20 protein-coding genes are annotated in these 23454 nt (G+C 57.8%); 17 read left to right on the top strand and 3 right to left on the bottom strand.

Features of this window, described 5'->3' with window-relative positions; translation table 11 throughout:
• Positions 1–77: 77 nt before the first annotated feature.
• From NHG65_RS21620 to NHG65_RS21580, 9 genes are read left to right on the top strand one after another with little or no spacing between them, the layout of a single operon-like run.
• The gene (locus tag NHG65_RS21620) at positions 78–1019 is read left to right on the top strand and encodes a VOC family protein (protein WP_261428031.1); all 942 of its coding nucleotides are present in this window, start codon (positions 78–80) and stop codon (positions 1017–1019) included.
• Complete coding sequence (locus NHG65_RS21615; RefSeq protein WP_499182667.1) at positions 1016–2227, top strand: NAD(P)/FAD-dependent oxidoreductase; 1212 nt, start codon at positions 1016–1018, stop codon at positions 2225–2227. The genes NHG65_RS21620 and NHG65_RS21615 overlap by 4 nt, the downstream gene beginning before the upstream one ends.
• Positions 2228–2251: 24 nt before the next feature.
• Positions 2252–3514, top strand: coding sequence for an MFS transporter (locus tag NHG65_RS21610; RefSeq protein WP_099065257.1), 1263 nt, complete (start codon positions 2252–2254; stop codon positions 3512–3514).
• A gap of 30 nt (positions 3515–3544) precedes the next feature.
• Complete coding sequence (locus NHG65_RS21605) at positions 3545–4069, top strand: cupin domain-containing protein (RefSeq protein WP_085119009.1); 525 nt, start codon at positions 3545–3547, stop codon at positions 4067–4069.
• Positions 4069–4887 (top strand): alpha/beta fold hydrolase, encoded by an 819-nt coding sequence (locus NHG65_RS21600; RefSeq protein WP_499182666.1) that lies wholly within the window; start codon positions 4069–4071, stop codon positions 4885–4887. Before NHG65_RS21605 ends, NHG65_RS21600 begins: the two co-directional genes overlap by 1 nt.
• The gene (locus NHG65_RS21595; RefSeq protein WP_499182665.1) at positions 4884–5678 is read left to right on the top strand and encodes an SDR family oxidoreductase; all 795 of its coding nucleotides are present in this window, start codon (positions 4884–4886) and stop codon (positions 5676–5678) included. The genes NHG65_RS21600 and NHG65_RS21595 overlap by 4 nt, the downstream gene beginning before the upstream one ends.
• A 17-nt stretch (positions 5679–5695) precedes the next feature.
• The gene (locus NHG65_RS21590; protein ID WP_499182664.1) at positions 5696–6490 is read left to right on the top strand and encodes an aspartate dehydrogenase; all 795 of its coding nucleotides are present in this window, start codon (positions 5696–5698) and stop codon (positions 6488–6490) included.
• Positions 6491–6505: 15 nt separating this feature from the next.
• Positions 6506–7975, top strand: a complete 1470-nt coding sequence (locus NHG65_RS21585; protein WP_499182663.1) for an aldehyde dehydrogenase — start codon at positions 6506–6508, stop codon at positions 7973–7975.
• A 51-nt stretch (positions 7976–8026) separates the two neighbouring features.
• Positions 8027–9667: a thiamine pyrophosphate-binding protein gene (locus NHG65_RS21580; RefSeq protein ID WP_413502869.1), complete on the top strand. Its 1641-nt coding sequence runs from the start codon at positions 8027–8029 to the stop codon at positions 9665–9667.
• Between the two features lie 304 nt (positions 9668–9971).
• Here the strand turns inward: NHG65_RS21580 and NHG65_RS21575 are convergent, their stop codons facing one another.
• Together NHG65_RS21575 and loiP are read right to left on the bottom strand one after the other, a co-directional pair.
• Positions 9972–10319, bottom strand: coding sequence for a hypothetical protein (locus NHG65_RS21575; RefSeq protein WP_099065250.1), 348 nt, complete (start codon positions 10317–10319; stop codon positions 9972–9974).
• A gap of 289 nt (positions 10320–10608) precedes the next feature.
• Positions 10609–11361 (bottom strand): metalloprotease LoiP, encoded by a 753-nt coding sequence (loiP, locus tag NHG65_RS21570; RefSeq protein WP_099065249.1) that lies wholly within the window; start codon positions 11359–11361, stop codon positions 10609–10611.
• Between the two features lie 238 nt (positions 11362–11599).
• Between loiP and tkt the strand changes: the two genes are divergently transcribed.
• From tkt to fbaA, 7 genes are all read left to right on the top strand, one after another.
• The gene (gene tkt / locus NHG65_RS21565) at positions 11600–13594 is read left to right on the top strand and encodes a transketolase (RefSeq protein WP_499182662.1); all 1995 of its coding nucleotides are present in this window, start codon (positions 11600–11602) and stop codon (positions 13592–13594) included.
• A gap of 250 nt (positions 13595–13844) precedes the next feature.
• Positions 13845–14933, top strand: a complete 1089-nt coding sequence (locus NHG65_RS21560) for an ABC transporter substrate-binding protein (RefSeq protein WP_261428360.1) — start codon at positions 13845–13847, stop codon at positions 14931–14933.
• 77 nt (positions 14934–15010) lie between these two features.
• Entirely contained in the window at positions 15011–16780 is a 1770-nt protein-coding gene (locus NHG65_RS21555; protein WP_499182661.1) for an ABC transporter permease, read from the top strand.
• Positions 16773–17843 (top strand): ABC transporter ATP-binding protein, encoded by a 1071-nt coding sequence (locus NHG65_RS21550; protein WP_413502470.1) that lies wholly within the window; start codon positions 16773–16775, stop codon positions 17841–17843. Before NHG65_RS21555 ends, NHG65_RS21550 begins: the two co-directional genes overlap by 8 nt.
• A gap of 366 nt (positions 17844–18209) precedes the next feature.
• Complete coding sequence (epd, locus tag NHG65_RS21545; RefSeq protein ID WP_012146648.1) at positions 18210–19226, top strand: erythrose-4-phosphate dehydrogenase; 1017 nt, start codon at positions 18210–18212, stop codon at positions 19224–19226.
• 77 nt (positions 19227–19303) lie between these two features.
• Positions 19304–20464 carry a phosphoglycerate kinase gene (gene pgk, locus NHG65_RS21540; RefSeq protein ID WP_099065299.1) on the top strand — a complete coding sequence of 387 codons (1161 nt, stop codon included), beginning with the start codon at positions 19304–19306 and terminating at the stop codon, positions 20462–20464.
• A gap of 116 nt (positions 20465–20580) precedes the next feature.
• Complete coding sequence (gene fbaA, locus NHG65_RS21535) at positions 20581–21660, top strand: class II fructose-bisphosphate aldolase (protein WP_099065300.1); 1080 nt, start codon at positions 20581–20583, stop codon at positions 21658–21660.
• A 51-nt stretch (positions 21661–21711) separates the two neighbouring features.
• Here fbaA and NHG65_RS21530 read toward each other — a convergent pair whose 3' ends face one another.
• Positions 21712–22380: a DUF1345 domain-containing protein gene (locus NHG65_RS21530; protein WP_099065301.1), complete on the bottom strand. Its 669-nt coding sequence runs from the start codon at positions 22378–22380 to the stop codon at positions 21712–21714.
• A gap of 194 nt (positions 22381–22574) precedes the next feature.
• On the opposite strand from NHG65_RS21530, the gene mscS reads away from it, so the two are divergent.
• Positions 22575–23441 carry a small-conductance mechanosensitive channel MscS gene (gene mscS / locus NHG65_RS21525; RefSeq protein WP_499182660.1) on the top strand — a complete coding sequence of 289 codons (867 nt, stop codon included), beginning with the start codon at positions 22575–22577 and terminating at the stop codon, positions 23439–23441.
• The last annotated feature ends 13 nt before the right edge of the window (positions 23442–23454 follow it).

Genomic DNA, 23454 nt, shown 5'->3' with positions numbered 1-23454 from the left:
ATAAGGCCCATGGCAAACAGGGGCCCGGGTTTGTCATGCCTGAAAAACGCATTCAGCGAGAACGTGAGGCACAATTAATGAGCGTAATCGGAATCGAAAAACTGGAATTTGGCGTCGAAGATCTGCCAACTTGCGAAAAGTTCATGCAGGACTTCGGCCTGCAGGCGGCGCAACAGCACTGGGGCGAAACCCAGCGTGAATTCACTACTCTGAGCGGGGCGCGCGTGGTGCTGCATCCATTGCAGAGCGAGGCATTACCGACGGCATTTGAGGGCGGCTCGACGCTGCGTCGCATGACCTGGGGCGTTGGCAGCCCGGCCGAATTGGCGGCGTTGCAGCCCTTGTTGGCGCAGATGCCAGGCTTCCGTCAGGTAGGCGAAGAGCTGGAGTGTCTCGATCCGAACGGTATGACGGTGCGCTTTAGCGTTAGCCAGCAGCGTGAAGTCGATTTACCGGTGTCGCCGATCAACCAGTGGGGCGACGTGCGCCGCATCGATCAGCCAAGTCCGGTGTATGCGCAGGCGCAACCGATCAATATCGGCCACGTGGTGTTCTTCGTCGAAGATCTGGCCGCGACCGAGCGCTTTTATTGTGAAGTGCTGGGGTTCCAGGTGTCGGACCGCTATATCGACCGAGCGGTATTCCTGCGTACTCAGGCTCGCGGCGGCCATCACAACCTGTTCCTGCTGAAATTACCTAATCGCCCACGGGGCCTGAATCACGTGGCCTTTACCGTACGCGACATCCACGAAGTGATCGGCGGTGGCATCGCCATGAACAAAGAGCACTGGAGCACCTTTATCGGCCCCGGTCGCCACCCAATCTCCTCGGCCTATTTCTGGTACGTCAACAGCCCGACCGGCGGGGCGTTTGAATACTACACCAACGACGATTACCTGACCGAAAACTGGCAGCCCCGCGAGCTGGAACACTCACTGGTGTCGTTCACCGAGTGGGCGGTGGAAGGGGGGATCGACCACGACACGCGCCGCCAGCATAAAAAGCCGGAGGCGTTATGAGCCAGCCACAACCGGCAGGCATCCTGATTATCGGCGGCGGTCAGGCCGGCGGTTGGGCGGCGAAAACGCTGCGTGACCGGGGCTACACCGGCAAGCTGACGGTGGTCAGTGACGAGCCCTATGACTTTTATGAACGTCCACCGCTTTCCAAGGCGGCGTTACTGGACGGCAATGCGCCGCTCAGCCGACTGTTCAGTGAACAGGTGGTGGACGGGCTGAACATTGATTGGTGCCGCCCACTGCGTGCCGAAGCCATTGATGCACAGCAACAAATTGTCAGCCTTAGCGATGGCCGACAGTTGCAGTTTGATCAACTGTTGATCGCCACCGGTGGGCGACCGCGTTTGCCGGATGCTCGCTGGGCCAGTCACCCACGGGTGATGACGCTGCGCTCCTGGGATGATGCGACCCGACTGCGCCAGGCGCTGCAGGGTTGCCATAAGCTGGCCATCGTCGGTGGCGGCTGGATCGGCCTGGAAATTGCCGCCTCGGCACGGCGCATTGGCGCTGAGGTCAGGGTATTCGAGCGCCAGCCCGCACTGTGCATGCGCAGCGTCGGCGCGGACGTTTCCCAGGCATTGCTCGAACTTCATCAGCAGCAGGGCGTGACGGTGCATTGCGGCTGTGGTGACATTCAACTGGAAGATCGTGACGGCAGCGCCTGGATCGGCAGCGACATCAGCGATCCTCAGCCGTTTGATCTGGTGGTGGTGGGGATCGGCGTGGAGTTGAATCTGGAACTGGCGCACGGTGCCGGGCTGAAGGTGGACGCCGGTATCGTGGTTGACGGTCAGGGGCGTACCAGCCACCCGGCGATCTTCGCCGCCGGTGACGTCGCGCGCCATCCGACGCTGGGCCTTTGCCTGCAATCCTGGGCCTACGCGCAGAATCAGGCGATCAGCACTGCCTGCGCGATGCTGGATGCCTTCGCCTCTCCTTACGATGACGTGGCCTGGCTGTGGTCGGATCAATACGACGCCAATATCCAGATCCTCGGCGTACCGACCGGCGGTGTGCATCACATAGTGCGGCGTACACCGCAGTCACAGGTGTTCTTTACGCTGAATGCCGATCGTCAGTTGGTGCAGATGGTGGCGTTTAACGACGCGCGCACCATCAAGCTGGGCAAACGCTGGCTGGCCAGCGGACGAGTGTTGGAACCGCAGCAGTTGGCGGACGCAGAGTTTTCTTTGATGGCGTTGAAATAACGCCCGTAACCTCGGGAGCGTTTCATGACTACGCAAGAGATTGACGCCCGTGCTGAACGGGTGGGGGACGCCGTTGCCGAAAATCCGCAGCAGCGGGTTCGCTGGTCGGTGCCTATCGCGCTGTTTGCCTGTGTGCTGCTGGCGTTTTTCGACAAGATCAGCATCGCGGCACTGTTTTCCGATAGTGAATTCCAGCAGGCGCTGGGCATCAGTTTTGACCCGGCGCGACTGGGCTTGCTGATGAGCGCGTTTTTGTTCTCGTACGGCATTTCTTCGATGCTGTTGAGCGGCATTGGCGACCGGCTGAACCCGGTAAAAGTCTTGATCGGCATGATGGTGGTGTGGGGCGTGTTGATGGTGCTGATGGGCCTGGCCCGTTCTTATCACACCATGATGACGCTGCGCATTTTACTCGGCATTGCCGAAGGCCCGCTGTTACCGATGGCCTACGCCATTATCCGCCAGGCCTTCCCGCAGCGGTTGCAGGCGCGTGCCACCATGCTGTGGCTGCTCGGTACCCCGCTGGGTGCGGCGCTCGGCTTCCCGGTCACGCTGTATATCCTCAACACCTTTGACTGGCAAACCACCTTCTTCTTTATGGCGTTCCTGACGTTGCCGGTGATGCTGTTGGTGTTGTTTGGCATGCGCCATCTGAACGTGTCGCGTCCGGCTGCCGTTGCCGTTTCACCTCCGGCAGTCGCCGAACGCAAGCAGCATCGCCATGAGCTGCTGCGCAACCCGAATTTCTGGATGATTTGCCTGTTTAACATCGCCTTCCTGACCTACCTGTGGGGCATGAACGGCTGGCTGCCCAGCTACCTGATCAAGGGCAAAGGCATTCACCTGGAACACGCCGGTTACCTGTCATCGCTGCCGTTTATCGCCATGCTGCTGGGCGAAGTGCTCGGGGCCTGGCTGTCGGACAAACTGGATCGCCGTGCGCTGGCCTGCTTTATCTCGCTGTGCGGCGCCGGGCTGGGGTTGGCCGTGGTGCTGCATATGCAGGGGACCTACAGCGTGATCGCTGCCATGGCCTTCAGCACCTTTATGTGGGGGGCCGGTGCGCCGAACGTATTTGCCCTGTTGGCGAAGGCCACCAGCAGCAAGGTCAGCGCCACCGCCGGCGGTATTTTTAACGGATTAGGTAATTTTGCCGGTGCACTGGCACCGGTGCTGATGGGGGCGCTGATCGCCGCCACCGGCAACATGGATAACGGCTTGCTGTTCCTGGTGGTGATGGCCTTTATCGGCTGCATCATTCTGCTGCCGTTGCTGAAGAAATATTGATATCCCATTGATTCACAGAGGAGTACCAACATGTCCCAGGTTGAGAAACAAGCTGCCGTCAAGCCGCAGGATCAGTCGATAGAGAATTGGGTGGAATCACGTATCGCCCGTTTTGAAGGCCGCAAATATGACTGGAATGCGTTGAAGTTCCAGGCCGATTACGACCCGAAATACCGCCGCGCGCAGATGCGTTACATCGGCACCGGGGCTACCGGGGTGGTTAATGACACCAACACCATTCCGGCGGGTAATTTCACCTTCTCCACCATGGTGCTGCCGTCGAAATGCGAAGGCCCGTTGCACCTGCACGACGATGTGGAAGAGGTGTTCTTTATGCTGAAGGGCAGCATCACGCTGATGATCCAGGACGGCACGGAGTACTACGAAACCAAGCTGAAAGAGCGCGATCTGATTTCGGTTCCGGCCGGGGTCTACCGTGGGTTGTTTAACCACGGTGAGGAAGAGGCGCTGATGTGCGTGATGCTCGGCACCGCCAAACCGGAAACGCCGACCTACCCGGCGGATCACCCCTTGTCCAAAGTGAAGCGCAACTGATGAACGGCCTGGTTCAACGTCAGCAGGCGCGCTGCGGGGGTTACACCCTGAGCTGGCGCGAAGCGGGGCACGGCCGCCCGGTGGTGTTGCTGCACGGCATCAGCTCCGGTTCGGCCTCGTGGATCAAGCAGTTTAACGATCGCGGGTTGGCCGACGGCCACCGCCTGCTGGCCTGGGATGCCCCGGGCTACGGCGGCAGCCTGCCGCTGACGGTGAGCCGGCCGGACGCCGCCGCTTATGCTGCTGCTCTGGCGGCGCTGGTGGCCGAATTGCAGCTGGAGCAACCGCTGATTGTCGGCCATTCGCTCGGCGCATTGATCGGCAGTGCCTATGCCGCCGCGCATCCTGATGGGTTATGTGGGCTGGTGCTGGCGGATCCGGCTCAGGGTTATGCCACTGCGTCGGAAGAAAAACGCCAGCAGGTTTATGGCCAGCGCAAACAGATGATTGAAAAGCTGGGGCCGCAGGGCTATGGCGAACAGCGGGCGGCTGCGCTGTTGCGTGATGGCGCAGATCCGCAGGATATCGCCTGGGTACGCAACGGTATGCAGCAGCTGGATCCAGAAGGTTTTCTCAGCGCGGCGTGGATGCTGGCCAATGACGATATCGGCTGCCATCTGGCGCAGTACCGTGGCCCGCTGCAGGTGTGGTGCGGTGACTGCGACCGGATCACGCCGCCTGAAGCGGCGGCAATACTGGCGCAACAGCAGGACGCGCCCCTGCGGCTGATTGAGCAGGCAGGGCACGCCAGCTATCTCGACGCGCCGGTGCAATTTAACCGTTATCTGCAGGATTTTACGGGAGCAATCCAATCATGAATTTTCAGCTTGAGCAACGGATCGCGGTAGTCACCGGCGGTTCGTCGGGCATCGGTTTTGAGACCCTGCGCCTGCTGTTGGCGGAGGGGGCAAAGGTGGCCTTTTGCGGCCGCGACCCGGACAAACTGGCGGGAGCCGAAGCCGGCCTGCGTAATGAGTTTCCACAGGCGGAGATCCTGGCGCTGTGCTGCGACGTGCTGGACGAGGCACAGGTGACACAGTTTGCCGCTCAGGTGACGGCACACTTCGGCGGGGTGGATCTGTTGATCAACAACGCCGGTCAGGGGTTCGTCGCGCATTTTGAGCATACGCCACGTGCGGCCTGGCTGCATGAAGCGGAGCTGAAGCTGTTCGGCGTGATTAACCCGGTGCAGGCGTTTCTGCCGGCGCTGGAACGTTCGGATATCGCTTCAATTACCTGCGTGAACTCGCTGCTGGCCTTGCAGCCGGAAGAACACATGATCGCCACCTCGGCGGCACGCGCCGCACTGCTCAACATGACGCTGACATTGTCGAAAGAGCTGGTGGGCAAAGGGATCCGTGTCAATTCGATCCTGCTGGGCATGGTGGAGTCCGGCCAGTGGCGACGCCGTTTCGACGAGCGCAGCGATAAGGATCAAAGCTGGGAGCAGTGGACGGCGGCGATTGCCGAACGTCGCGGCATCCCGATGAAACGCCTCGGTAAACCGCAGGAGCCGGCGCAGGCGCTGTTGTTCCTGGCTTCTCCCCTGGCGTCCTTTACTACCGGTGCGGCGCTCGACGTCTCCGGTGGCTTTAACCGCCATCTTTAACCGCAGGGGCTGAAAAGATGAAGAAGATCATGATGATTGGCTACGGCGCAATGGCCAGAGAAGTGCTTTCCCGCCTGCCGGATGGGGTGAGCGTGGGCTGGATCGTGGCGCGTGCGGCTCATCATGCAGCGATTGTCAGCGCCTTTGGTGGTCAGGTGCAGGCGTTAACCCATCCGGATCAGTGTGCTGAGCAGCCGGATCTGGTGCTGGAATGTGCCAGCCAGCAGGCGGTGGTGGAATTTGGTAAGGCGGTGGTAACGCGTGGCTGGCCGTTGGCGGTGATCTCCACCGGCGCGCTGGCGGATGCGGCACTGCAACAGCGGTTGCAGCAGGCCTGTCGGCAGCATCAGGGTCAGTTGATCATTTTGTCCGGTGCGGTGGCGGGGATGGATGGGCTGGCGTCGGCGCGCGAAGGCGGGCTGGACAGCGTTACCTATCAGGCCTGTAAAAGTCCGGCAAGCTGGCGCGGCAGTATGGCAGAGCAACTGATTGACCTCGATGCCGTGAACGAGGCGCAGGTATTTTTTGAAGGGTCGGCGCGCGAGGCGGCACGCTTGTTCCCGGCCAACGCCAACGTGGCGGCGACCATTGCGCTCAACGGGTTGGGGATGGACGCCACCCAGGTGCGATTGCTGGTCGATCCCGCCACCCGACGTAATACCCACCGGCTGCAGGTGTGCGGCAATTTCGGTGAATTTCAGATTGAGCTGAGCGGTAATCCGCTGGCGAGCAATCCCAAGACATCAACCCTGGCGGCGCTGAGCGCGGTACAAGCCTGCCGCCGTCTGATCGACGGTGGTTTTATTGCCTGAACGGCAGGAGCGAGCATGGAAAGGTTAAAGATTTTTGTGGCTGGGCGCTGGTGCGAAGGGCGCGGCGATGAGATGACCTCGGTGTTTCCGGCCGATGGCAGCGTCAATGCGCGGCTGCGTGCCGCCAGCGTTGAAGATGTCAATGATGCGGTAGCCGCGGCGGAACGCGCCTGGCGTGCGCCCGAGTGGCGTGGGCTGGTACCGCATCAGCGCGCCAGCATTCTGTACCGCGTCAGTAACCTGATTATGGCGCAGCAGGCAGAGTTGGCGCAGTTGCAGACCCGCGACAACGGCAAACCGCTGGCGGAAACGCGTGGGCTGGTGGCCAGTGCGGCGGCGACCGCCCGTTACTTTGCTGCCGCCTGCGAAGTGCTGGAGGGCGAACTGCCGACCCAGCGCAGCGCCGAGGTGATGACGCTGAGCCAGTATCAACCGCTGGGGGTGATCGCAGCGATTACGCCGTGGAACTCCCCGATTGCCAGCGAAATGCAAAAGGTGGCCCCGGCACTGGCGGCGGGCAACGCGGTGATCCTCAAACCGGCCGAAGCCACACCGTTGATGGCGCTCAAACTGGCGGAGCTGTTTGAACAGGCGGGGCTGCCTGCCGGGCTGCTCAGCGTGTTGCCGGGCAAAGGCTCGGTGATTGGTGAAGCGCTGGCTCGTCACCCGTTGGTGAAAAAGATTTCCTTTACCGGTGGCACCAATACCGGCCGCCATCTGGCACACATTGCCGCCGAGAAGCTGATCCCCACCTCGCTGGAACTGGGCGGCAAGTCGCCGACCATCGTGCTGGAAGACGCGGATTTGGAACAGGCGGCACGCGGTATCTGTTACGGCATTTTCAGCTCTGCCGGTCAGGCCTGTATCGCCGGTTCGCGGCTGTTTGTGCACCGTTCTCTGTACCAGCCGTTGCTGACGCGCCTGAGTGAGCTGGCGGCCGGGTTGCGGGTCGGTAATCCACTGACGCCGGGTGTGCATCTCGGTCCGCTGATTAACCAAAAGCATCGCCAAAGCGTGGCGGATTACGTGGCGCTGGCGCAGCAGGAAGGGGGGCGGGTAGTGATTGGCGGAGAAGCCCCGGCCGATCCGCTGCTGGCGCAGGGCAGCTATTACCTGCCGACGATAATCGAAGGGTTGAGCAACAGCGCCCGCGCCTGTCAGGAAGAGATTTTTGGCCCGGTGCTGGTGGTGCTGCCGTTTGACGATGAGCAGCAGTTGATTGAACAGGCGAATGACTCGGTATACGGGCTGGCGGCCGGTATCTGGAGCCGTGATTTCCCACGGGCCATGGCGCTGGCGGAGCAATTGGAAACCGGCACGGTGTGGATCAACACCTACAAAACATTTTCTATTTCTACGCCTTTCGGCGGTTTCAAAGAAAGCGGTCTGGGCCGCGAAAAGGGCCTGCACGGCATCAAAGCCTACATGCAGCAAAAAAGCCTGTACCTGGCGCTTAGCCATCAGGTGAATCGCTGGAGCGATTAGCTTTGGTCGACGGTGCGTACCCCTACAACGAACACAATAAGAAGGCAGATGATGAGCGATAAAATAACGGTTGGCGAGGCGATAGCCCGGACTCTGGAACAGTATGAAGTGTCGGCGATGTACGGCATCATTTCGATTCATAATCTGCCGATTGCCGATGCGGTGGGGCAACGTGGCAACATTCGCTTCGTGCCGGCGCGCGGTGAAGCGGGGGCGGTGACCATGGCCGATGCCCACGGCCGTTTCTCCGGTCTGGGCGTGGCCTTGACCAGTACCGGCGCAGGTGCCGGCAATGCGGTCGGCGCGATGATCGAAGCGCTGAACGCCAACACGCCGCTGCTGCACATTACCGGTCAGGTGGAAAAAGCCTATCTGGATGCCGACGCCGGGTTCATTCATGAAACCCGCGATCAATTGGGTTTCCTGCGCGCCTGCTCCAAACGCGCTTATCGGGTTAACTCTGCGGAACAGGCCGTGGCGGTGATCCAACGGGCCATTCTCGACGCGCAGACGGTGCCTTGCGGCCCGGTGGCGGTAGAGATCCCGATCGATATTCAAAGCAGCCTGGTCTCCAGCGCGGTGCTGAGCCAGCCGGTGGCCCCTGCGCCGCTGCCGCCGGCCAGTGACGACGCGGTTGAGCGGTTGTATCAGCGACTGAAACAGGCCAAACGCCCACTGCTGTGGTTGGGCGGCGGTGCGCTGGCCTGCGGCGATGCGGTACGTAAACTGGCGGATGCCGGTGTGGCGGTGATCTCCAGCACCCACGGACGCGGCATTCTGCCGGATAGCCACCCGCGCAGCCTGCGTGCATTCCATAATTCACCGAGCATTGAGGCGATCTTGACGCAGTGCGATCTGACGCTGGTGGCCGGTTCGCGCCTGCGCAGCAATGAAACCCGTACCTGGACGCTGCCGCTGCCGCGCCCATTGGTGCAGATTGATATTGATCCGGCGGCGGCCAATCGCAACTATCTGGCCGACGAACAAATCAACGGTGACTGTGGCGCTTTGCTTAACGCACTGGCGGCACGACTGAGCTCAGGTGAGAAGGTCAGTGCCGAGTGGGATGCCAAGATTGTCGCTGCGGTGCAGCAGGCGGAAAGTGCGCTGCGCCAGCAGTCGGGAGAATATGCCAAATTGAACGACGCCATTGCCGCCGCGCTGCCGCAGGATGGGCTGCTGGTGCGTGATATCACCGTCTCCGGCAGCGTCTGGGGCAGTCGTTTATTCCGGGCTATTTCTCCGCTATGCAACATTCACTCGCTGGCCGGGGCGATTGGCATGGGCTTGCCGATGGCGATCGGTACCGCGATCGCTAACCCGCAGCGCAAGGTGGTCGGGTTGGTGGGTGACGGCGGGCTGGCGTTAGGCCTGGGCGAACTGGCGACGATGGCGCAGGAGCAGGCCAATATCACTTTGCTGATCATGAACGACGGTGGCTACGGCGTGATGCGCGGCATTCAGGATAAATACTTTGCCGGTCGTCAGTACTATAACGAACTGCACACTCCATCCTTTACGCTGGTGGCCGAAGCCATGGGGCTGAAAGCCTGGAAGGTCGACAGCGCAGCACAGTTCAGCGGCGTGTTGGCGGAGGCGATTAACTATCCGGGGCCGTCGGTGGTGGAGGTGGATATGAACAGTATCGGGCCGCTGACCTTCGCCGGGCCACCGCAAAAGTCTTTGTACTAAGCCGTGACAGGTTGAACGGCACCTTACTCAGTCGAGGTGTCGTTCAAAGGTAATCAATTTTTATTAAAAATCCCCAGGGCGTCGACTATCAGTGAAATGGATACTCGAAGCCCAATAATAGCAAGAACCAGCGTGACCAAGTCCACGTAGCTGGTCGCCGGTTGTAATATTTTTAATGATGATTTAACGCCAATAAAATAACAGCCTGGCATCCAGACAATGGAAATTAACGAGTATCTTGCTTTATTCATGAGTTGACGCCTTAATCGCCCCCATTGAGCGAGGGGGCATATACAGAGAAATATTACCAGCGGCATTGCCCATTTACGCTATTTGGGGAGCGGTTACCCGCTAGTGCATCTCTGTTATTATTGTTGTTATTTCTATATGGGCTTTTATCAGGGCAACCGAGACTTGCCGTCGCAGCCCCCGCAACGGCAAAGCCAATCATCGTCCATGGCCCACCAGCCATACCTGTTAGCGCGCCAGTGATGATGCCAACGCCAACATCATTTGCGCATGTTTTTGGGGCTCCGCCTCCGTTGCGGCCATTATTCCGACTTCTTCTTCCGCCATTATCGCTACGGTCACCGCCATTATTTCCACGACCGCCAGATATTTGATCGAGTAAAGATGTATCAATGATTTTCATAAATAACTCCATTCCATAGTGTTGTTTTATGTCCATAAGGAGGCTTAGTATTATATTGTTTTCAGAATACTTTCAATGCTGCATAGGTGAGTTTTCGTTAAAGATCACAAAAAATAAATGGTTATTATGTGTTGCTATAAGTTGTTCTGTTTATATAAGTCTATAAGTAGAGTTGAGTGGTTTTTAAAACTGGATTTAATATTAATACGTTTTTTTATTTTCTGAAAACGGCACCTTAATCAGTGAGAAACCCACTTTGGGGTGCCGTTGTTCGGTAGGGCAATGAGGGTTACTTGCCTGCCGCGATGCGGTCGCGAATGTGCTGCGCACGCGCTTCGGAGGCTGGGTGGTCGTCGAACATGCTGCTCTGACGACCGGCTTCCATTTTCGCCAGTTTTTCAAAGCTGGTGACCAGGCCGTTCGGATCGATGCCGCGTTGTTTCATCAGATCGAACGAGTAGTCATCGGCTTCACTTTCCTGCTTCTGGGAGAACTGGGCATTCACCAGTTTTTCGCCCATGTCCGCCAGTTGTGACTGCGACAGCGAACCTATGATGCCACCGGTTGAGGCCGCAGCGGTACGCAACGCCACGGTGCCGTAAGCCACCTGCATGGCTTTACGCGTATGCCCCAGTGCCACGTGGCCCATTTCATGGCCCAGCACGCCTTCCACTTCATTGTCGGTCATCATGTCCATCAGCCCGCTGTAAACGCGGATACAGCCGTTAGCCATTGCCCAGGCATTCACGTCTTTAGTGACGTAAACCTTGTAGTTGGCCGGCGTGCCGTTGATATTATCCCCCAGTGCGGCAGAGATTTTGTTCAGGCGCTTGGCATAGGTACTGTCAGCCGGCGCGATTTGTGCCTTGCTGTCCATCTCTGCACAGGATTTATCACTCAGGGTTTTTACGTCGTCATTGCTTAATGTCGCCGCCTGAAACGCCTGTGCACCAGACTGCATCAGGGTATCGGTATTCAGGTTTTGACAGCCGCTTACCAAAGTGGCAATGCTTAATGCAATCAAAGAGGTACGAATTTTCATAAAGCCATCTTCCTGTGATAGTAACAAGGGGGGAGTGCCATTTTAAATTAGAGAAAACTTGCCGCCTGAGACTAGTGTACGCTGGCCATTGGGAAAATAGTGTTATTCCGAAAAAACGACCAATTGTGCTAATAAGTTGTGAACTCGCTCTCATTTGGCATTAGGGATTGCCGTTTTAATGCTGAGTCTGAGAAAATAGAAAACTTGACCGATTTTTTAATCCGACCTGGAGTAAAACATGTCCTCTCGTAAAGAGCTTGCCAACGCCATCCGCGCACTCAGCATGGACGCCGTACAAAAAGCAAATTCCGGCCACCCGGGTGCACCTATGGGCATGGCGGACATCGCCGAAGTCCTGTGGCGTGACTACATGAACCACAACCCGACCAACCCGCACTGGGCTGACCGTGACCGCTTCGTCCTTTCCAACGGCCACGGCTCCATGCTGATTTACAGCCTGTTGCACCTCACCGGTTACGACCTGCCGATGAGCGAGCTGGAAAACTTCCGCCAGCTGCACTCCAAAACCCCGGGTCACCCGGAATACGGCTACACCCCGGGCGTGGAAACCACCACCGGCCCACTGGGTCAGGGCATCGCCAACGCCGTCGGTTTCGCCATTGCCGAACGTACCCTGGGCGCGCAGTTCAACCGCCCTGGCCATGACGTGGTCGACCACCACACCTACGCCTTTATGGGCGACGGCTGCATGATGGAAGGCATCTCCCACGAAGTCTGTTCACTGGCCGGTACCCTCAAGCTCGGCAAACTGACCGCGTTCTACGATGACAACGGCATCTCCATTGACGGTCACGTCGAAGGCTGGTTCACCGACGATACCGCCGAGCGCTTTGAAGCTTACGGCTGGCACGTGGTGCGTCACGTTGACGGTCACAACCCGGACGCCATCAAGGCCGCGATTGAAGAAGCCCGCAAGGTCACCGACAAGCCGTCGCTGCTGATGTGCAAAACCGTGATTGGTTTTGGTTCCCCGAACAAGGCCGGTACCCACGACGTGCACGGCGCGGCACTGGGTGCCGCCGAAGTGGCTGCCACCCGTGAAGCCCTGGGCTGGAAATACGCCGCCTTCGAAATCCCGCAGGACATCTATGCCCAGTGGGACGCCAAAGAAGCCGGTAAAGCCAAAGAAGCGGCCTGGAACGACAAGTTCGCCGCCTACGCCAAAGCCTTCCCGGAACTGGCTGCCGAGTTCAAACGCCGTGTGAACGGTGAACTGCCGGCCAACTGGAAAGCTGACGCCAAAGCCTTCGTTGAAAAACTGCAGGCCAACCCGGCCAACATCGCCAGCCGCAAGGCCTCGCAGAACGCGCTGGAAACCTTCGGCAAGGTGCTGCCTGAATTCCTCGGCGGCTCCGCTGACCTGGCACCGAGCAACCTGACCCTATGGTCCGGCTCCAAGCCGCTGAATGAAGACCTGGCGGGTAACTACATCCACTACGGCGTGCGCGAGTTCGGCATGACCGCCATCACCAACGGCATCGCGCTGCACGGCGGCTTCCTGCCGTACTCGGCGACCTTCCTGATGTTCGTGGAGTACGCCCGTAATGCGGTGCGTATGGCGGCGCTGATGAAAATCCGCAACGTGTTTGTCTACACCCATGACTCCATCGGTCTGGGCGAAGACGGCCCGACGCACCAGCCGGTTGAGCAGATTGCCAGCCTGCGCGTGACCCCGAACATGAGCACCTGGCGTCCGTGTGACCAGGTGGAATCGGCGATTGCCTGGCAGTACGGCATCGAGCGCAACGACGGCCCGACCACGCTGATTTTCTCGCGTCAGAACCTGACCCAGCAGCCACGTACCGCAGAGCAACTGGCTAACGCCTACCGTGGCGGTTACGTGCTGAAGGATTGTGCCGGTACGCCGGACGTGATCCTGATTGCCACCGGTTCGGAAGTGGGCATCACCGTGGAAGCGGCAGACCAGCTGACCGCAGCGGGCACCAAGGTGCGCGTGGTCTCCATGCCGTCTACCGATGCATTCGACAAGCAGGATGCGGCCTACCGTGAATCCGTGCTGCCAGCGGCGGTAAGCGCCCGTGTGGCCGTGGAAGCGGGTATCGCAGACTACTGGTACAAGTATGTGGGCCTGAACGGCGCCATCGTGGGCATGACCAGCTTCGGCGAGTCAGCCCCGGCGGAGCAGCTGTTCAAAGAGTTTGGTTTCACCGTGGAAAACGTGGTGGCCAAGGCGCAGGCACTGCTGAAATAGTCATTCCCTCTCCTTTGGGAGAGGGTAGGGTGAGGGGAAACAGGCAGAACAGAGGCTAAAGCCCCTCACCCCGGCCCTCTCCCCCTGGAGAGGGTGACGCCCATCAGCCCGGCAAATTGCCGGGTTTTTTATTGCCTAAAAATCGGCCAACCTCACAAAACCCGAAGATAAAAAATCAACGGCGTTGCTTAGGAACACTTATTAACTATATGTTAATTTTTAGTTTCTTAAATGTAACCAGGAGTTGATCATGTTGACAAGAATCGGCGCGTCGGTGGTGGCGATGGCGGTACTGGGTGCAGTGCCTGCTTACGCTGAATTTCCGGCCGGCTATCCAGCCGACTATCAGAAAATTGTGGACGGCGCGAAGAAAGAGGGCAAGGTGGTGGTGTACTCCACTACCGATACCAAGGCTGCCGGCCCGCTGATCCAGGGGTTCGAAGCGCAGTATCCGGGCGTGAAGGTCGAATACAACGACATGAACAGCACCGAGCTGTACAACCGGTATATCAGCGAACAGGCGGCGGGTGGCACCAGCGGCGACGTGGTATGGAGTTCGTCAATGGACACCGCGCTGAAGCTGGCGACCGACTATGCGCAGGAATACGCTTCGCCGGAGCAGGGTCAACTGCCCAAGTGGGCGGTATGGAAAGAGAAAGCCTACGGTACCACCTACGAGCCGGTAGTTTTCATCTATAACAAACGGCTGATCCCGCAGGGGGATGTGCCGGACTCGCACGCCGCGCTGGCCAAGCTGATCGCCAGCCAGACCGACAAATTCAAAAAGAAAGTCACCACCTATGACATTGAAAAGTCAGGGCTGGGTTTCATGCTGTCGGTGCAGGACTTCAAGGCCGATCCTAACTATTTCGCCACGCTGGCTGAGGTCGCCAAAGGCGGTCTGGCGGTGCAATCCTCCACCGGTACCATGATGGAAAGGGTGTCATCCGGTGAGAACCTGATTGGTTTCAATATCCTGGGCTCCTACGCCGAGGCCCGCGCCAAAACCGATCCTTCACTGGGTATCTCTTATCCGAAGGATTACACCCTGGTGCTGTCGCGCGTGTCCTTTATCAGCAAAGAGGCGGCCAACGCCAATGCGGCAAAACTGTGGCTTAACTATGTGCTGTCGGAAAAGGGTCAGAGCATTCTTGCCAACCAGGCCGACATTCCTTCGATTCGCAATGATATTGAAGGCAAAAACGACATTGAAGGCATGACCAAAATGCTTGGCAATGCGTTGAAACCGATCCCGGTAGATGAAAGCCTGCTGGAGTATCTGCAACCGGCCAAACGCCTGGATTACATCAAGCAGTGGCGTACCGCCGCCGCTAAATAACACAGGATCCGGACGCGCGTCTGCCATTGTGGCGCGCGCCCTTTGGTCGTCGTCGTTTACAACCATCGGGATATATTATGGAAGCATGGCGCAGAAAGTGGCAGAGCCTGCCGCGTGGCTTGGTGGTGCTGATAACCGCGCTGGTTATCTATGTACCGTTGTCGTTTATCGTGATTCAAAGTTTCCTCTCCGCTCCCTTTTTTTCCCCCTCCAAGGTCTTCAGCCTTGAGGCGTTCCAGTTTATTTTCACCGATCCGGACTTTTACAAAGCGCTGAAAAGCGGGTTTATTCTGGCTTTCGGCCTGGTGGTGATCGCCATTCCGCTAGGGGGTATTCTGGCCTTTTTGATGGTCAGAACCGATTTGCCGGGCCGGCGTTTTATTGAGCCGCTGATCCTGGTGCCGATCTTTGTCTCGCCGATGGTTCTGGGCTTTGGCTACGTGGTGGCCGCCGGGCCGGTCGGCTTCTTTTCGCTGTGGGCGGAAGCGCTGTTCGGCTTTGTGCCGTGGAATATCTACTCGATGGCCAGCATCGTGGTGATCGCCGGGTTGACGCACGTACCGCACGCCTATCTTTATATTTCCTCGGCCTTGCGCAGCGTCGGTTCTGACGTGGAAGAGGCTGCACGAACGGCGGGGGCTTCGCCTTTGCAGGTGATGACCGCGGTCAGTTTGCCGATGGTGCGACCGTCGATTTTGTACGCCGGGGTACTGCTGTTTTTCCTCGGGCTGGAAGTGTTTGGCCTGATGTTGGTGCTGGGCGATCCGGAAGGCAACCTGGTGCTGGCGACCTACCTGTGTCAACTGACCAATAAGCTGGGCACGCCGTCTTACCATCTGATGGCGGCGGTGGCGGTGGTGCTGATCTGCATCACCATACCGCTGGTGATGTTACAGCGCCGTCTGATGCGCACCGCTAACCGCTTCGTCACCGTCAAGGGCAAGGCGTCGCAGGCGCGGGCGCTGCCGCTGGGTAAATGGCGTTGGGTTGCCGGTGCAGTAGTGGTGTTCTGGCTGACGGTGACCATCGGCGTACCGCTGGTAGGGGTAGTACTGCGCGCCTTTATCTCCAACTGGGGCGTGGGCGTTTCAATCTGGGACGAGCTGTCGCTCAATACCTTCCGCACCATTTGGCAGCAGCCGAACCTGCTGCGGGCGATCGTCAACTCGATGGCGATTGGGGTGTTCGGCGGCGCGCTGGCGGTGGTTTGCTACCTGTTTATCGGCATTGCCATGCACCGCAAACCCGACGGTGCCACCCGATTCCTCGATTACAGCGTACTGGTGCCGCGTGCGGTGCCCGGCCTGCTGGCGGGGCTGGCGTTCCTGTGGGTGTTCCTGTTCCTGCCGATGTGGCTGGATAAGTCTTTGAAAGAGGGCTGGTTGTCGGCGTTGCCGGTGGCCGAATGGCTGCGGGAGCACCTGATCGTCTGGTTGCGGTCTTTGCGCAGCACCATCTTCAGCGTCTGGCTGGCTTACACCGTAGTGTGGATGGCTTATGGCCTGCGGCTGATCTCTTCGACGCTGCTGCAGGTGGGCCCGGAGCTGGAAGAAGCAGCGCGCAGCGCTGGCGCGACCCGGGGACAGATCACCCGTCACGTCACCATTCCGCTATCGCGTTACGGCCTGATTGGCTCGTGGCTGCTGATGTTCCTGATTTTCGAACGTGAGTATTCCACCGGGGTGTATCTGTTGTCTCCGGGTACCGAAACCATAGGCTCGATGCTGGTTTCCCTGTGGGCGGCGGGCGCCATTGATATCGTTGCCGCGCTCTCGTTTATTAACATCCTGCTGGTGGTGTTGGGTCTGGGTATCGCCCTGCGCTTTGGAGTGAAATTACATGATTGAACTTTCGGTAGAAAACCTGCATTTGACCTACGGCGACAACCCGGTGTTGAAGGGGGTCTCGATGGACTTAAAGCGCGGCGAGGTGGTTTCACTGTTGGGGCCGTCGGGCAGCGGTAAAACCACGCTGCTGCGTGCGGTCGCCGGGCTGGAGAAACCGACCCAGGGGCGCATTATCATCGGCAGCAATACCGTTTACGACGGCAGCGCGCGCAGCGAAATCCCGGCGGAAGAGCGCAATCTGGGGCTGGTGTTTCAGTCTTACGCGCTGTGGCCGCATAAAACCGTGTTTGAAAACGTCGCCTACCCGCTGAAATTACGCAAGGTCGCCTCGGCGGAAATCAACCAGCGGGTACAGGGCGTGCTGGACCAGCTTGGGCTGGGACATTTGGGCAAGCGTCACCCGCACCAGTTGTCCGGTGGTCAGCAGCAGCGCGTGGCGATTGGCCGGGCGCTGGTGTACAACCCGCCGGTGATCCTGCTGGATGAGCCCTTGTCGAACCTCGACGCCAAGCTGCGTGAAGAGGCGCGGGTGTTCCTGCGTGAGCTGATTATCAAGCTGGGGCTTTCGGCACTGATGGTCACTCACGACCAGAACGAGGCGATGGCGATCTCCGATCGCATCCTGTTGCTCAACAACGGAAAAATCGAACAACAGGGCACGCCGCAGGAAATGTACGGTTCGCCGTCGACCCTGTTTACCGCCGAGTTTATGGGCAGCAATAACCGTCTGCACGGCAAGATCAGCGAGGTGAGTGAGGGTAAAGCGCGTATCGAAGGCAAAGACTGGACGCTGTGGGGCATGGCGGGCGCAGGGGTAAAAGTCGGCGAAGAAGCCACGGCGGTGATCCGTGTAGAGCGCGTGCGGCTGGGGGATAATCCGCAGGGCAATCAGCTTGAGTTGCCGCTGTTGACCAGCATGTATCTCGGCGATCGTTGGGAATACCTGTTCCGTACCGTAGCCGAGGATTTTGTGGTACGCGCTTATGGCACTGAAGTGCGTGGTCAAACCCTGTGTCGGCTTTCCCTGCCGGCCGAGCACCTGTGGATTTTTCCTAAAATTTAAGGCTGCGAGCCTGGTTATTGTCAAAATATCTGGCGCACGACCAAGGATTGGCTATGAAAAAGTGTGCGCCAGATCATCTTATTCTCGCAAAGTGTCGTTCCGTTGTCGGGCAGGCTGCCGCACCTGTTCCTTTTGCTAAAACTTTGGTTTATGCTCGGCTGAAGCGTTTCAGTTGTGACGGTGTTCAACAGAAACGGCGGAGTGAGACCGGAGAAACAGCGCCGGACCGAAGGAATAATGTGATGTGCCGATTCACAGCAGGTGGTGCGCTAAAGTACTCTATGCGGGTTAGCTTGGTAACCAGTCAGCGCCCTCTTGAACACGGTGATTATGCCCGGTGAGAGAAGGCCCTTTTTCAGGAGCAGCATGACAATCCGCATAGCGATAAACGGCTTTGGCCGCATAGGCCGCAGCGTTTTACGCGCACTGTATGAATCGGGACGAAGAGCGGAAATTTCCGTGGTGGCGATCAACGAATTGGCGAATGCCGAGGGGATGGCCCACCTGCTGAAATACGACTCCAGCCATGGCCGCTTTGCCTGGGATGTCCGCCAGGAATGCGACATGCTAACCGTCGGGGACGATACCATTCGTTTGTTGCATCAGCCGGCGGTGGAACAGCTTCCCTGGGGCGAGCTGGGCGTCGACGTGGTGCTGGATTGCAGCGGTGTGTACGGCAGCCGGGCGGATGGCGAAGCCCATCTGGCGGCGGGGGCGAAAAAAGTGTTGTTCGCCCACCCTGGCGGTAACGATCTGGATGCTACTATTGTGTTTGGGGTCAACCATCAGACGCTACTGGCAGAACACCGCATTGTTTCCAATGCGTCATGCACCACCAACTGCATTATTCCGGTGATCAAGCTGCTGGACGATGCCTACAGCATCGAATCGGGCACCCTGACCACCATTCACTCTTCGATGAACGATCAGCCGGTGATAGACGCCTATCATCAGGATTTGCGGCGTACCCGCGCGGCGAGCCAGTCGATTATTCCGGTCGACACCAAGCTGGCCGCGGGCATTACCCGTATCTTCCCGCAGTTTTGCGATCGTTTCGAAGCGATTTCGGTGCGCGTGCCAACCATCAACGTGACGGCCATCGATCTCAGCGTCAGCGTTAGCTCGGCGGTGAAGGTGACAGAGGTCAACCAGCTGTTGCAAATGGCCGCACGGGGATCATTTCGTGGTATAGTTGACTATACGGAACTACCATTAGTCTCGATCGATTTTAACCATGACCCGCACAGCGCTATCGTCGACGGTACGCAGACCCGGGTCAGCGGTCAGCACCTGATCAAGACCTTGGTCTGGTGTGATAATGAATGGGGCTTTGCCAACCGGATGTTGGATACAACACGGGCAATGGCCGCTAGCGGTTTCTAGTACGGCGGCATTGGCATGACCGATGCGCCGCCCAGGCAACTTTATAGTTTATAGAGAATCAACCAAGAGGGTTCACCATGTCTGTAATTAACATGTCCGATCTGGATCTGGCCGGTAAACGCGTTCTGATCCGCTCCGATCTGAACGTTCCAGTGAAAGACGGTAAAGTGACTTCCGATGCACGTATCCGTGCCTCCCTGCCGACTATTGAAGCTGCGCTGAAACAAGGCGCCCGCGTGATGGTAACTTCCCACCTGGGTCGTCCTACCGAAGGCGAGTACAACGAAGAATTCTCCCTGCTGCCTGTTGTCAACTATCTGAAAGACCACCTGAAAGCTCCGGTTCGTCTGGCTAAAGACTACCTGGAAGGTGTTGACGTTGCAGAAGGTGAACTGGTCGTGCTGGAAAACGTCCGTTTCAACAAGGGCGAGAAAAAAGACGACGAAACCCTGTCCAGGAAATATGCGGCGCTGTGTGACGTGTACGTGATGGACGCCTTCGGTACTGCACACCGTGCGCAGGCATCCACTCATGGCGTGGGCAAGTTTGCTCCTGTCGCCTGTGCGGGCCCGCTGCTGTCAGCAGAACTGGAAGCCCTGGGCAAAGCGCTGAAAAGCCCGGCTCGTCCGATGGTTGCCGTGGTGGGCGGTTCGAAGGTTTCTACCAAATTTGATGTGCTGAACTCGCTGGTGAAAATCGCCGATACGGTGATCGTGGGCGGCGGTATCGCCAACACCTTCGTGGCTATCGATAACAACGTTGGTAAATCCCTGTACGAACCTGACTTCGTCGATGCAGCGAGAAAACTGCGTGACGAGTTTAAAATTCCGGTTCCTACCGATTCTCGCGTAGGCACGGAGTTCTCTGAAACTGCCCCTGCTACCTTGAAAAAAGTCAGCGAAGTGAAAGATGATGAAGAGATCATGGACTTCGGTGACGAAACCGCGCTGGCTATGGCCAAGTTGCTGAAAGAAGCCAAAACCATTCTGTGGAATGGCCCGGTTGGCGTATTCGAGTTCCCTAACTTCCGCCGGGGCACCGAAATTGTCGCACGCGCTATCGCAGAGAGTGATGCATTCTCTATCGCTGGTGGTGGTGATACGCTAGCGGCTATCGATCTGTTCGGTATTGAAGATAAAATCTCTTATATCTCTACCGGCGGCGGTGCTTTCCTGGAATTTGTGGAAGGTAAAGCGTTACCGGCAGTAGTCATGCTGGAAGAGCGCGCCAAGCAGTAATTCAGACAGCGGGAGGCGAAAGTCGCCCGTTTATTTTATACCGCGCGGCTTAGGCGGCGCGGCATGAAAAAATCGATTTACATCCATCTACGGCCGACGAAACAGGACAAAGTAACATGTCTAAAATTTTTGATTTCGTAAAACCGGGTGTCATCACTGGTGATGACGTTCAGAAAGTATTCGCAGTAGCTAAAGAGAACAACTTTGCTCTGCCAGCAGTGAACTGTGTAGGTACCGACTCTATCAACGCCGTGCTGGAAACAGCCGCGAAGGTACGTGCTCCGGTTATCGTTCAGTTCTCTAACGGCGGTGCCGCGTTTATCGCCGGCAAAGGCGTGAAGACTGACGTTCCACAGGGTGCAGCAATTCTGGGCGCTATCTCCGGTGCACACCATGTTCACCAGATGGCTGAGCATTACGGCGTGCCGGTTATTCTGCACACCGACCACTGCGCGAAGAAACTGCTGCCATGGCTTGACGGCCTGTTGGACGCTGGCGAGAAGTATTTCGCGACTACCGGCAAACCACTGTTCTCTTCCCACATGATCGACCTGTCTGAAGAGTCTCTGGAAGAAAACATCGAGATTTGCAGCAAATACCTGACTCGCATGGCGAAAATCGGTATGACCCTGGAAATCGAACTGGGCTGCACCGGCGGTGAAGAAGATGGCGTGGACAACAGCCATATGGACGCATCCTCCCTGTACACTCAGCCAGAAGACGTGGCCTACGCTTACGAAAAACTGAATGCGATCAGCCCACGCTTCACTATCGCGGCGTCCTTCGGTAACGTGCACGGCGTTTACAAGCCAGGCAACGTGAAACTGACCCCGACTATTCTGCGTGATTCTCAGGACTATGTTTCCAAGAAATATAACCTGCCGCACAACAGCCTGAACTTCGTGTTCCACGGCGGTTCTGGTTCTAGCGATGCAGAGATCAAAGAGTCCGTAGGTTACGGCGTGATCAAAATGAACATCGATACCGATACCCAATGGGCAACCTGGGACGGCATCCTGCAGTACTACAAAAAGAACGAAGGCTATCTGCAAGGCCAACTGGGTAACCCAGAAGGTGCTGACAAGCCGAACAAGAAATACTACGACCCACGCGTATGGTTGCGTTCAGCCCAGACTTCGATGATTACTCGTCTGGAACAGGCTTTCAAAGATCTGAACGCAGTAGACGTTCTGTAATCTCGGTTAGCTGCTGATATCAAGGCTCCCCTCGGGGAGCCTTTTTCGTTTCTAGCTCAGCAGGCTGGCGCCAACGTTAATTGACAGCCCCAGGATCACCAGGTTGAAGACAAAGGAAATCACCGATTGTAGCAGGGCGATTTTGCGCACTTCGGCCGCGCCGACCGCCACGTCGGCGGTTTGCGACGCCACGGCAATGGTGAACGAGAAATAGGCGAAGTCCCAATAGGTCGGTTCTTTGAGATCGCCGGGAAACAGCAACGGCAGCGGATCTTGCTGTGCGTCCTGACGATAAAATTGATGAGCATAGTGCATGGTGAATGCGGTGGGCAGCAGTAGCCAGGACACCACCAGCGTGGCACCGGTCAGCACCAGATGCAGCGTTTTCAGCGAGTCGCTGACCTGCTTGGCGGTACTCAGCTCGAACAGAATCGACAGAATGCTCACCAGACAGCCGATGCTGACCAGCGCCAGCACCATGCTGGCACTTTCATCCTGCCTGCGGGCGAGCTGGCGGATGTGCTTCGGCGTACTGATCAGCATCAGCCGCCAGAGAGACAACAGATAAATCCAGGCCAACATGTTCCAGCCGAGCATCAATCGTTGCAATTCATTGAGCCGGTGCGGCAGCAGCAGATAACACAGGATACCCGCAGCGACGGAAAGCAGCAGCCTGGGGCGGACCTGCCAATAGTGTTTAATCGATGAGGAAATGTGCATAACGAGCGAAGTTCCTTATCCTGATAAAGGTGATAGCGCTGTGTTCAGCATAGAGGAAGTTCGGCTATTTTTACCGCTTACGGTTGGCATGCTGCGGAAATGTTAGTTAACCTAGGGCGGTGGTTTCCGACTGACGCCCTATGTCAGTCTTTTTTGCGAGTTTATCCCCTTAGGGAAAAGTTAGGACGACACGAATGAAAGATCTGAACGTAGTAGACGGCATCAACGGTGCCGGTAACTGGCTGGTGCAGAACCAGGATTTATTGATTAAGTATGCGGTGAACATCGTCGCGGCGATCGTTATTTTCATCATTGGTTCGATCATTGCCCGTATAGTCAGCAATGCGGTAAACCGGGTGATGAAGCTGCGCGGCATCGATGCCACGGTAGCGGATTTCCTGTCGGCCATGGCGCGTTACGGCATTCTGGCCTTCACCTTTATCGCTGTACTGGGGCGCGTTGGCGTACAGACCACCTCAGTGATCGCCGTGCTGGGTGCCGCCGGTTTGGCCGTCGGTTTGGCGCTGCAGGGCTCGCTGTCCAACTTCGCCGCAGGCGTGTTGCTGGTGGCCTTCCGTCCACTGCGTGCCGGTGAGTATGTTGATCTGGGCGGCGTAGCCGGTACCGTGGATCAGGTGCAGATTTTTTCCACCACGCTGCGCACCGCAGACAACAAAACCATCGTGGTACCGAACGGTAAAATCATCGCCGGTAACATCATCAACTATTCCCGCGAGCCGAACCGCCGTGTGGATATCGTGGTCGGCGTGGCTTATAACGCCGATATCGATGTGGTGAAAAAGGTACTGGGCGATGTGATCGCCGCCGACAAGCGCATCATGCACGCCAAAGGCGTGACCGTGCGTCTGAACGAGATGGCGCCTTCTTCACTGAACTTCGTGACCCGCTCCTGGACCACCAATGCCGAGTACTGGAACGTGTACTTCGATCTGATGGAGAACTTCAAGCGCGCGCTGGATGCCAACAACATCGGTATTCCGTTCCCGCAGATGGACGTTCATCTGTATCGCAACGATGCGACCACCGCGAAAGCGGAATAACGAACAGGGGCCC

It is taken from the genome of Serratia myotis, assembly GCF_027474885.1.
Classification (GTDB): domain Bacteria; phylum Pseudomonadota; class Gammaproteobacteria; order Enterobacterales; family Enterobacteriaceae; genus Serratia; species Serratia proteamaculans.
The sequence above is the reverse complement of the archived record's forward strand: the minus strand, read 5'-3'. Positions and strand labels throughout refer to the sequence as shown.

Bases quoted from the DNA above. Each gene is read 5' to 3' on its own strand.
- NHG65_RS21560 (WP_261428360.1), top strand. From the start codon at position 13,845: ATGTTGACAAGAATCGGCGCGTCGGTGGTGGCGATGGCGGTACTGGGT.
- NHG65_RS21595 (WP_499182665.1), top strand. From the start codon at position 4,884: ATGAATTTTCAGCTTGAGCAACGGATCGCGGTAGTCACCGGCGGTTCG.
- NHG65_RS21555 (WP_499182661.1), top strand. From the start codon at position 15,011: ATGGAAGCATGGCGCAGAAAGTGGCAGAGCCTGCCGCGTGGCTTGGTG.
- NHG65_RS21610 (WP_099065257.1), top strand. From the start codon at position 2,252: ATGACTACGCAAGAGATTGACGCCCGTGCTGAACGGGTGGGGGACGCC.
- loiP (WP_099065249.1), bottom strand. From the start codon at position 11,361: ATGAAAATTCGTACCTCTTTGATTGCATTAAGCATTGCCACTTTGGTA.
- NHG65_RS21615 (WP_499182667.1), top strand. From the start codon at position 1,016: ATGAGCCAGCCACAACCGGCAGGCATCCTGATTATCGGCGGCGGTCAG.
- mscS (WP_499182660.1), top strand. From the start codon at position 22,575: ATGAAAGATCTGAACGTAGTAGACGGCATCAACGGTGCCGGTAACTGG.
- NHG65_RS21580 (WP_413502869.1), top strand. From the start codon at position 8,027: ATGAGCGATAAAATAACGGTTGGCGAGGCGATAGCCCGGACTCTGGAA.
- NHG65_RS21530 (WP_099065301.1), bottom strand. From the start codon at position 22,380: ATGCACATTTCCTCATCGATTAAACACTATTGGCAGGTCCGCCCCAGG.
- tkt (WP_499182662.1), top strand. From the start codon at position 11,600: ATGTCCTCTCGTAAAGAGCTTGCCAACGCCATCCGCGCACTCAGCATG.
- NHG65_RS21605 (WP_085119009.1), top strand. From the start codon at position 3,545: ATGTCCCAGGTTGAGAAACAAGCTGCCGTCAAGCCGCAGGATCAGTCG.
- epd (WP_012146648.1), top strand. From the start codon at position 18,210: ATGACAATCCGCATAGCGATAAACGGCTTTGGCCGCATAGGCCGCAGC.
- NHG65_RS21585 (WP_499182663.1), top strand. From the start codon at position 6,506: ATGGAAAGGTTAAAGATTTTTGTGGCTGGGCGCTGGTGCGAAGGGCGC.
- NHG65_RS21590 (WP_499182664.1), top strand. From the start codon at position 5,696: ATGAAGAAGATCATGATGATTGGCTACGGCGCAATGGCCAGAGAAGTG.
- NHG65_RS21575 (WP_099065250.1), bottom strand. From the start codon at position 10,319: ATGAAAATCATTGATACATCTTTACTCGATCAAATATCTGGCGGTCGT.
- fbaA (WP_099065300.1), top strand. From the start codon at position 20,581: ATGTCTAAAATTTTTGATTTCGTAAAACCGGGTGTCATCACTGGTGAT.
- pgk (WP_099065299.1), top strand. From the start codon at position 19,304: ATGTCTGTAATTAACATGTCCGATCTGGATCTGGCCGGTAAACGCGTT.
- NHG65_RS21550 (WP_413502470.1), top strand. From the start codon at position 16,773: ATGATTGAACTTTCGGTAGAAAACCTGCATTTGACCTACGGCGACAAC.
- NHG65_RS21620 (WP_261428031.1), top strand. From the start codon at position 78: ATGAGCGTAATCGGAATCGAAAAACTGGAATTTGGCGTCGAAGATCTG.
- NHG65_RS21600 (WP_499182666.1), top strand. From the start codon at position 4,069: ATGAACGGCCTGGTTCAACGTCAGCAGGCGCGCTGCGGGGGTTACACC.